Annotated in this window: 3 protein-coding genes; 1 reads left to right on the plus strand and 2 read right to left on the minus strand. The window is 53.7% G+C overall.

Annotated elements, in window-relative coordinates:
• Positions 1-54 precede the first annotated feature (54 nt).
• Positions 55-822: a putative bifunctional diguanylate cyclase/phosphodiesterase gene (locus FCH32_RS05360; RefSeq protein ID WP_117342181.1), complete on the plus strand. Its 768-nt coding sequence runs from the start codon at positions 55-57 to the stop codon at positions 820-822.
• Positions 823-967: 145 nt separating this feature from the next.
• Here the strand turns inward: FCH32_RS05360 and FCH32_RS05365 are convergent, their stop codons facing one another.
• The gene (locus FCH32_RS05365; RefSeq protein ID WP_174360616.1) at positions 968-10321 is read right to left on the minus strand and encodes an autotransporter outer membrane beta-barrel domain-containing protein; all 9354 of its coding nucleotides are present in this window, start codon (positions 10319-10321) and stop codon (positions 968-970) included.
• Between the two features lie 196 nt (positions 10322-10517).
• Entirely contained in the window at positions 10518-11096 is a 579-nt protein-coding gene (locus FCH32_RS05370; RefSeq protein ID WP_115259153.1) for a helix-turn-helix transcriptional regulator, read from the minus strand.
• Positions 11097-11260: the final 164 nt, after the last annotated feature.

Below are 11260 nucleotides of genomic sequence, written 5' to 3' on the forward strand. Positions count from 1 at the left end.
CAATTTGGGAGTGATTTCGACTGGTTTTTGTTGTGGTGATGGGGGGGAAGGGGTGTGTTAGATTCCAGTGATGTGCTAACGGCGCTTGAAAAAGCATTCAATACCAGTCAGCTTTATATGGTTTATCAACCTATTTTTAACTTACAAACCCACACTATTAGTGGGTTTGAGGCATTAATGCGTTGGAATAGCCCACAGATGGGCATGATCTCCCCTGATGTTTTTATTACGGTGCTGGAAAATAGCGGCAATATATTTTCCATAGAGGAGATGGTAAGCAACCCTCCATGGGATATTGCCGCCTCCTGGCCAGACCCTCTTTCTCTCTCTGTTAATATTTCTGCCCTTGAATTCTGCGATCCACTGCTCCCACAACGTGTCAGACAAAATCTCGCCGCCAGTGGACTGCCTGCTCATCGATGCCAAATAGAGATCACGGAAACGTCGCCGCTGTGCGACAGCCAGATAGCCGCTAAAAACATGACAGAACTGAAGGCGATTGGGGTGAAGCTGGCGCTTGATGATTTTGGTACCGGGCACGCTAACCTTAATTATCTGCTGAAGTATCCGTTTGATACCTTAAAGATTGATAAAGAATTTGTTGCAGGCATCGAGCCCGATACCCGATCGGCAAAGATCGTTGAGGGTATTATTTCATTAGCGCACAATTTTGGCATTGAAGTGCTGGCGGAAGGGGTAGAAACCCATGCCCAGTTAGAACGTTTGACGCTGATTGGCTGCGATAAAATTCAGGGTTTTTTCATCTCTCCTCCGGTGATGGCCGAAGACATTCCCGCACTGTTAACCCAATTTAGCCGTTAATCACTCTCTCCCTGGGCTATAACGCCTTTTTCCTGATGGCGGCGCACGCGCGTTATCCGGACAACCGCCGGACAACCGATGTTGATTCCCTCGCGCATAAAAAAGCCCTCTGTAATAACAGAGGGCTGGCTACGTTTACGTTAGATTAAAACGATTTCTTAAAGCCAATAGATGCATTCACCGGGGCTTCAATCTGCGACTTACTGCTGCCGTTGCTGAATTGCGTACCCAATTCACCGTAGACCTGCACATTCCGGTCAATAGACCAGCTCAGTCCGGCGGCGACTTCGGTGCTGGAGTACTGCTGTGACGATTCCAGCGTAGTGGTGGCAACCGCATTGCTAAACTGCGTCTTGTCTTTTGAACCCAGACCCTGCCAGACGTTCACCCGGCCGTAAGGCTGGAATTTACCGTGGTTGGTATCATAGTCTGCGACCAGACGTACACCCAGACGCGCGGTAAACGAATCGGCGGTATCCATCTTGACCTTCGTTTGGGTGACGCCATCCAACGTACTGTTATCGAAGTTGCTGTACTGATAGATCAACTGCGCCTGAGGCTCCAGACTCCAGGCGCTGGCGCCTAAACGGAATGACTTGCCCACTTCCGTTGAGGCCGTCAGCGTATTGCCTTTCACCGTGTGCGAGCCGTTATTTCCGGATGCCGACAGACGGGATTTATGGTTACCGTACTGCAGGACGTTGTCGACATACATTCCGTCATCCGAGAACCAGGTGGCATAACCGCCAACATAAAACGCGTTGTCATCGATATTACCGCCTTTGCCATCGCTGCCGGTTTTGGTGCCTTTAACACTGCTGTCGATGTCGAGCACGCTGGCATACATCCCGGCATTCCAGCTTTCATTGGCGTACATATCGACGCCGACCTGGATGCCCATGGTATGTGAATTGGTTTGTGTCCCTGTCGCATCATCCAGCTTGGTTTTGCCGGAGTAACCAATCATTCTGGCCCACGCGCGGTTATCTTCATCAATACCCGGTTTCACCTCGTCACCCATACGCTGGTGCATGTTACCCAGCAGGCTGATGTCACCCTGGCGAACGACGCTGGCGAGGCCGGAGTACAGCATGGTTTCCGGACGGTATTCGCTTCTCAGATACCAGTTTTCACCCTGACCTTGCGCGTTACCGGCGTGCAGTTGGTACTCAAATGCACCCGCAGCCATGCGTTCAGCGGCAAGATGGAAGGCGTCTCGCGAGGTCTGCGCGGTGGTGGTGGCGCCATTCAGCGCGGTGACCACTTCGATGCCGTCACCCACGGTAGGCGCGCCGAGGCCGGAGCCGTCAACATCTAGCAACGTTTTCCCGCTGGCTTTACCGCCGTCGATAATCAGGCGATCGGCAATACCCGCGCCGCGACCATTCTGCGTGGCTGCCATGTTGAGGGTGCCTTTCTCGCCGGTGTAGTCTCCTTTGACGGTTAAGGTTGTACCAATTTGCTGACCGACAAGCGACACATCGCCGCCGTTACTCAGCCCGGCTACCGTCTGGTTGTAGCCTTGGGTGTTAAGCGTAGTGTCCGCAACTACATAGTGGTGCGACGCCGCGCTCAGGGTGTTGGTATCACCCGCTTGCAGCACGCCGTGGGTAATCAGCGTTGCGCCGCTGTAGCTGTTTTTACCCTGCAACTCGGTGGTGCCGTTGCCGGTCTGGTGCAGTTGACCTTTGCCGCTGATATCACCGGTTAATGCCAGGGTATCAGCGCGATTGACGCTGAGCACGCCATTATCAACGATATCACCCTGAATGCTGCCGATATCGCCGCCGGTGCCGAGTTGTAATACGCCCTGGTTGATGGTGGTACCGCCGGTGTAGGTGTTATCCAGCGTCAGGGTCAGTGAACCTTTGCCGGTTTTAATCAACTGACCATGACCTTCGACTTCGGTCAGCAGGGATACATCGTGCCCGTTGGTGTCGAACGTCCCGCCACCGGATTCCAGCGTTACCTGACGTGCGGTATCGAACGCGTCGCCATATTTCAGCGTACCACCATTAAAGGTGATGCCAGTATCTGCTGCGCCGAGGTTGGTATCACCGGCTACCTGAAGCGTACCTGAAGTGATAGTGGTACCACCGCTGTAGGTATTGTCGCCCGTGAGGATCAGCGTACCAAGATCGCCTTTATTCAGGCCGCCGGTGCCGCGGATCACGCTGTCAATGGTGGCGGTGTAGTTAACGCCGTCTACCGTACCATCGCCAACGCGGATCAGCGTATTGGCGGTATCGGTGGTGATAGCCTCACCGCCAACGCGATAACCGTCGGTGGCGAACTGCGCACCGCTGATGATGACATCGCCTTTGCTGTTATCGACCGTCACATTGCCTGCCTCGCCCTGGAAGACGGCAAACGCGGCATCGGTAAATGGCGCGTTCAGCGCGCCTTCTGGCGTGGATTCATCGGTGGTCCAGTTGTCATTCCCCTGGCTGGATTGCCAGATCCCGTCGCCACCGTTAATCACGCCGTTGTTTTTCAGGTTGCCGTTCTCACCGCCGGTGCCGTCCCAGAAGCGCAGCGTCAGCCCGGCATGGTTGACCAGGTTTACCTGATTTTTAACCGAGGTTTGTACATACAGGCTGTCAGCGGCTTCCGGTGCGTTAGCAATATCCATCACGTTATTGGTCAACGTGCCGGTATAGTTGATCACGCGATAAACCCCAACGTCAAAACTGCCGTTCGGTGAGGTCTCGATGTTGAGCTTGCCGTCAAGCGTCAGATCGCCGTTGACATCAATCAGATCGTTGAAAGCTCCGCCTGGGGTATAGGCCTGACCAAACTGATAATCCAGCTGTGCGTTATCGCTTAGCGTCAGCGAACCGGTGGTCAGTTTACCGACGCTGTTGATGGCCGCACCGGCGGTAATGTGACCGTTATCCTGCACATCCACCGCGCCGCCGATAATGCCGTTACCGCCGAGCGTAGCGCCGGTTTTCACCGTGACCAGGCCGGTTGCGGCAGACTGATTACCGTTGACCAGCAGCACGCCCTGGTCAACATCCGTGATGCCGGTCCAGGTGTTGTCGCCGGTCAGGGTCAGCGTACCGTCGCCGATTTTCACCAGGCTGCCGTCGTTGCCGCTGATAACGCCGCTGATAGTGTCAGCCAGATTTAGATTACCCAGCGACAGTTGCTTGTTACCCAGCTCGACATTACCCGCACCGGACAGTGAACCGATGGAGGTGGCGCTGTTGACTGCGCTGACATCCACCAGGCCGTCCGCCAGGTTTTTGACCACCGTATTTTCCGCCATCGCGTTATCAGCCGCGGTCATCAGGCCGCTGTTGTTTACCGTGGCATTGCCGCCGCTGGCGTTGTCTTCCAGTGCCAGGGTGCTGTCTTTCGCTACGTTGACCGTCGCGTTAGCAGCGGTGGCTTTATCGCGTAATACTGCTTTCGCTTTACCTGTCAGATTCAGGTTGGCGCTGGCGGCAGTGACGGTATCGGCCAGCGTTAACAGACTGTCGGCGATGTTCATGGTCAGCGATGTCAGGCTGGTGTCTGCACCATTGATGTTCAGCGTTGCGCCGTTATTGACGTTAACAGTGCTGCTTTCATTGCTGCCGAACGCTCCGGTTTTGCTGACGTTAACCGTCACATTATGGCTATTCCCGGTCCCGGCAATTTCGGTTTCCCCTTGGTAGCTGTTGGCGCGGTCAAGCGTTAAGGTGCTGCCCGCATCGCTTGAGCTACTGGTCACTTTCAGCTTGCCATCTCCGGTAATATCGCCGGTTGGGGTGAAATGGTGCGAATTGAGATCAAATACCGCCGCGTTAGCATTGGCGCCCAGCTCGATGGTACGGTTGCTGGTCAAATCAGCGCCCAGTTGCAGCGTGGAGGCGTTATTGATGACCAAATCCGTGCCACTCTGGCCGAGGTTGCTGTCGGCGGAGATTTGCAAGGTGCCGCCGTCAATGCGCGTGCCGCCGCGATATTCGTTATCACCGCTGAGGATCAGACGGCCGAGGTCGGTTTTCACCAGCGTCAGCCGATCGCGGGCGCTGGCCTCGCGAAGGATAGATTCAATGGTCGCGGTATAGTTTTGTCCCGCGCCACCGGCCCCGACGCGCAGCAGCAGTTCACCGGTGCCCGGCGTTTGACCCGCATGTGTGGCCGTTTCGGTGGTGGCATAAGCGTTGAGCGCATCGCCTTTCACGACATAGCCGTCGGCGTCAAACTGTGCTCCGGAGAAATTGACGTCACCTTTGGCGTCATCCACGGTGACGGTACCGCCTTTGGTGGTAAACACGGCGAAGGATTTCTGCGCCCACGGCGCGTTGCCCTCGCCGGTGGCCGTTGTCCAGTTGTTGTCACCCTGATCGCCAATCGCCATCCATTTGCCATCGCCGCCGTCAATCTTGCTGTCGCCTTCAATGCCCGATTTACCGTGGCTTTGGTTGACGGTTGCGCCGTCCCAGAATTGCAGCGTGACGCCGTTGGCGTTGACCAGGTTGACCTGTTTGTCGATAGCGGTCTGGACAAAAATGTTGCTCTTATCCTGACTGTCTGGCACCGCGCCCAGCTCCAGCGTCCGGTTATCCAGCGTGCCGCCGTAGTTATAAATACGGTACACACCCGGTCCAAAATTACCGCCCTGAGACGTGGTGACGTCCAGCGTCCCGTCCAGTTGCAGATTGCCGCTGACAGTAATCAGGTCATTCAGCGCGCCACCCGGCGTATACGCCTGACCCAGCTCGAAGGCGGAGGTGGTTTTGCTGCCCAGTTGCAGGCCGCCGTTAATGGTTAACGTTCCCGCACCGCCGTCACCCGCGCTGAGGGTCGAGGCGTCGTTCATCAGCACGTTGCCGCCGATAGTGCCGTTACCGCCAAGCGTGGACATGCCGCTGACGGTGGTTGCGCCCGTAGCCGCACTCTGATTACCGTTTACCAGCAGCGTACCGTGGGTGACGGTGGTGTCACCGGTATAGGTGTTATCGCCCGCCAGGCGCGTAATGCCACCGCCGATTTGCTGCAGCGCGCCGATACCCGAAATGACGCCGCCGAGCAGCACATTATTGGCGCGATTAATCGCCAGTACGCCGTTGTCGAGGATGTTTGATACGGCGCTGACTTCGCCGGTATCGCCGCCGGAACCTAACTGCAGCGTCCCCGTTTGATCAATGGAGGTGGAACCGGTGTAGGTGTTGTTGGCGGTGAAGATCGTAGTCCCACCTGCCGCACGTTCAAATTTCCCGTCACCGCTGATGACGCCGTCGTAAATTTGCGCGGCTGACGTATCACCCTGGGTATCAAAGATAACCCTGCTGCTGGTGCCCTGGGTTTTCACGTTATAATTGCCAATGGTCGCGGCGGTGCTGGTGGACTCGACGTGGTCGCCGGTACGCAGCGTTGCACCATCGTTTACGGCAATGGTTTTGCTCGCCAGACTCAGATTTTCAACGACGCGGACATCCGCGTTTGACCCGGTAATGGTCAGCGAGTCCCAGCCAGTGCCAATGTTGGTGCCGGTGGTCTGGTTATCGCTGTTCAGGCTGCCAATTTTTGCACTGTCGCCGTGGGTGTTGGTGAAGGTGAGGGCGTTGCCCGTACCCGCAGCGGTAATGATATGGCGCGTTTTATCCAGTGATACATCGCCGATCTTGGCCGTATTGTTACCGCCGGTGCCGGCGAAATTCACCTCGCCCGCAAAGGTGCCGCTTTGCCAGTTAAAGGTGTCCGTGCCTTCACCGGTGTTGATCACGCCGCTGGTCACACCGCCGCTGATATCAATGGCGTCATTGCCTTTACCAGACTGAATGGCTACGGCCGTGTCGTTGATGGCCTGCAGGGTGCCGGTGTTGGTGATTTTTTTATTGCTGTCACCGCTGGCATCAATCACCGGTGCGCTGGTGCTGGCAGAGATAATTTTGCCGCTATTGCTGACGGCGCGGACGTTCTTCGCGATGATCGCCGAGCCGCCTGCGCCGTCACGTACATTGATATCGGCATTGGTGGTGAGCGCGCCATCGGTATTCGCGCGAATACCGCTGCCTTCAGCCTTAAGGACCTCAATGGTATAGCCTTTGCCTATGCTCAGGTCGCCCGATGTTTCGCCGCCATTACGTTGTTCAAAGGCGAAGCCGGTACCTTTCCCGTGAACGTTGAGGATATTTCCCTCGCTGTCACGATCGGTCATGGTGAGCGCCACGCTGGTGCGGATCCCCGCGCCATCGTTGGAGTCAATGGTCACGTTGCGCAGCAGGATATTGTTGTTGTTGGCATCGTTTTGAATGCCTGCGCCAGTTCCATCGGCGCGGATCATCACGCTTTGCGCGGACAGCGCACCGGCTTTATCGGCGAGGCGAATACCGTCAGCGGAACCGTTGGTGGTAATACTGTCACCGGAAATGCCATTAATCAGTAAACTGGCACCTTCAGTCAGTAGAACACCGGCAGTACCATCATCGACCAGGATTTGGCCCAGTTTATTAATCTGCGCACTGGCTCCCGAAGCCCGAACACCGATACCGTTACTGACATGCAGGGCATTGTCGGAATTGTTGGTGAAACGCCCGCCTTGCTGTACATCAACACCGATGCTGTCGGTGCTGGCTAGATCGATAATGGCGTTGGCACCAAGGGTCAGATTGCCGAGATTTCTTGCCACATAGGCAATAACCTCGTTACCGCCAGTTTCAGAGGTGATCTTCGCGTTTGAGGTGAGGGTAGTTTCAGTCGGGTTACCTTGCTCGTCGTCGCCATTCAACTTATGTGCCTTACCGTCAACAATCCCGGCAATGGTTCTTTCACCGGTTAAATTGATGGTGGTTTTATCGCTGATGGTCCCTTTCGCGCCGCCTTCAATCAGCAGGGCTGCGGAATCGGAGCCTTTCACGCTAAACGTGGCTTCGCCGGTGTCTACACTACTGCCTCCGCCGGTGGCGAGGACGCCGACGGAGTTTTTACCGCTTAAGGTCAGGTCGAGATTGGAACTCGAATTATCTTTCGGGTTGGTCGTATTACCTGCAAGTTTTGCACCATTGGCAATGCGGAAAATGGTGGTACGCTCCTGGCCGTTGTCATTCATCACCGCCTGACCAATGTTGGCGGTAGCCCCTTTGCCATACAGGTAATAACCAATCTGGTTGGTGTTGTTGAATAGTGGACTGCTCAGGGTGTCGACATTCGCGATGGCGTTATCACGCACGTGCACGCCGATGTTCCCGGCTTTGTTAAGTGTGATAGCGGAATCGACGTTGACCGTCGCCTGACCATTAACGCCACCCTCAGCCCAGATAGCGTAGTTACGGTTACCCACACCGCCGGTACCGTCTACCACAATAGAGCCTGAGTCGCTGGTGGTCACCAGGGCATTTTTTTTCGTCGCGCTGACGTGAATACCGACGTTGTTGGTGCCATTGACGTTGATCTTGCCGTCATTGCGAATGATCTGACCATTTTCAGCGCCACTGTCACGAACAGTGATGCCGTAGTTCTTGATATTCCCTCCACGACCATCGCCATTGACCACAATATTGCCGGTATTCAGCACGTTGCCTGTCGCGTTGCCGATCAAGATCCCCGCAGCGTTGCGTATGCCGACGCCCAGCGTGATGAGCCCCTTATTGATGACCTCGCTGGCACTTTTGGTCATGATCCCGGCGCTTGGGCTGGAGCCGCCTGGCAGGGTGGCATCCAGGGACAGGTCATTGGCGTCGCGGCCAAGATAAATAGAGGCATTCTGCGCGTTGGTAAATGTCGCGTTGTCGGCGACTTCTACGCCAAAGGCGGTGCCTTTACCAAAGGATGCGCTGTTTTTGCTCCCGTCGACGATATTGATATCGCCGTTATTCACGCCCTGTGCAGTGTTGGACAGTTGCATGCCAATGGCCAGCGTCAGCGAGGTATCAGGATCATCTTTACTCCAGGGATCGGCGGCAGAGGCGGTACCGAAGTTATCGGTGGTGATGGCCTGGTTGATGGTGCCGTTGTTGGTAATGGTGCTGGCGCCTTGCCCCTGCATGCCAAATGCGCCATAGCTGTTGACCTTTTGATTACCGTCTTTATCAATAAACAACCCGGAGTTGATGGTGCCGTGGTTGGTAGCAGTGGCGTCTTTCGCCAACATGCCGATGGCCAGACTTTGCCCGCCGGAGGAACGCAATGCGTTCAGTTCGCCGAGGTTAGTGATAACCCCACCGTCAATGGCTTTCATTACGCCATTAATGCTGCCGTCAACGGCGATCATCGCACCTTGGTTCAGGGTGCCGGTAGTCCCAGCGCCGTTGGCATAGATGGCGTGCAGTTCACCACGCCCGGCGGTAGTGTTATTCGTATGCGACAGGCCGTCGGTCCAGACGTCATAATCCCAGGTGATAACGTCAGATTTTTTACCGGAACTAAGCACGTTTTCAATCAACTCGGCATACTTCGCTTGCGCAGCGGATACCGTCGTTATTTGGCTATTTTCGGCATCCAGCCACAGCTGGATCTGGCTGACTTTTTGTCCATCCGGTTTTTGTGCGGCGTCATCACTTTCGCCTAATAGCCAGCTATTGAACTCAGCCAGCTCCGCGGCCGTTGTAATCGAGAACGTTTTGGTACCTGTTTCGATAACCTCACCGGTGTCGTTATAACCGTAAGCCAGTAGCGTTACATCAGTGCCAAATACGGAGGTGGTTTGTGAACCGTTAAATGTTTCCGTTGGTACAACCGGGGCAGCGTTGAATTTTATGTAGTTATCGGACTTCCAGTTCACCTGGCTGTTGGCACCCTGCGCTTGCAGCAGTGAGGAGTCCTTGGCCAGCAATTCGATGGTATTGGCCTTGTCACGTACGTAAAGCGTGTCGTTGCCAATATTCAGATTGGCGATGCCTCCGTTTGTCGCCAGAGCGATACCAAATTGCTTATAGACTTGCGTTTGCTGTGGATCATAAGTGTTCAACACCGCATCACCGATTTGTGATTCGGTGATAAAACCGGCTAATGCGCTGGTATCGAAGACTTTAATTGGCTCGGGTTCTCCCGGAAGCGCCGGATCAAAAACATCAAAATCTATGCTCTGCGAAGGTTTCGCCGATTGAGTATGAGTCAGGTATTCTGCCAGTTGCTCCACGGTGGAGATCGTTTTGACGTTCTGATCCGGCCCGGTGGCTTTTAGGGTGATTTTTCCGTTTTGCAGCAGCTCTCTGATGGTGGTTGACTCCACAACGCCGCTTTGACCTGGGGCAATCGTTGGGATTGCGCCGCTGATGTTGAGCGCCTGACCGGTAGAGTTATCTTCATATAAGAAGCCATAATTATGAATTCCTTCATTTACCTCAGCTGAAATACCTCTCTGATAGTCAGTATAAATATTGTGCTCACCTGTATCGATAATCGGTGCCGCAGATGCCAGCATTGAAGCACCGCTTAATGCACTGGCCGCCAATACCGCGACAGTTTTACGCGAACTGCTTTTTTTCTTGCCTTTGGTTAATTCAGAAACGACAACCCAGATACCGAGTACCGCGTTCCAAATAATGCTGTAAACTTTATTCATATATAACCCTTATCTGCATTTTATATTGCATGCGTTATTACGTTGAGTTGTTGGCTATGGTTGGCACGCGGGAGTGCTACCTGGCAGGTCGATTTTTAAAAATGGGGATCCCTTCCGGGTTTCGCGGAATAAAAGACGAACTGAAAGTGAGTCCCTTTTAAAAAATAATCGTTATGGTCGTCCTTAAATAAGTCAGTTACGGCTGGCTATAGTGCGAGATGGTGTACTTGAGCCGGGTATTGGTTTTGCCAAGCTTTCTGGCAATGTTGCTTTTGTACGCCCCAATGGTTTTTTCACTTTTTTGCGATGCGCCGGCGATTTGAGTCAGCGTCCAACCGCGGGCCAACATCATCATGACGTTAAATTCGTTTGCGGTTATTTTGTTATGTACTGCTTTGATAGTGCGTGATTTTTTTATTTGAGTGATAGAGGTGAATGCGTGCAAAAGTTGATCAAGAGAGTCGTCTTGATCGAGAAAATGCATGTTCATCCCGCAAACGGTTTGAAAAAGTGAAAAAGTGGCTTCATCGGCCAGAACGATAATCATCGTCGCAGGGCGTAAGGCCATGTTGCGGATAACTCTGGCATATTTTAAAAAATCAGAATTGCCAGGATTAATAATGATGCAATCCAATTTATGAGAATGTATGTTGACGGCAGAAAGCGTCTGAGAGGAGTGGTACGTGATATCCGTAAATAATGCTGAACCACGTAAAATTTCTCGCATGCCAAGCCACGGGTAAAGTGAGTCACCCAAAAATACAGCTTTAGACATAACGATCTCCTTGAAATTTTGATGCAAGCAATCGCCTCTTTTTTTTATTAAAAAGAGTTCCTCGCGATGCGTGAAATGTTAATTAAAACGAATATTCCGTTCTGTGTTTTGAACGTATCCTTATTAATTTCGGTTTCAACAGATACTTTCTGTATTTATTAAAA

This window comes from Citrobacter gillenii (assembly GCF_013337685.1).
Classification (GTDB): domain Bacteria; phylum Pseudomonadota; class Gammaproteobacteria; order Enterobacterales; family Enterobacteriaceae; genus Citrobacter; species Citrobacter gillenii.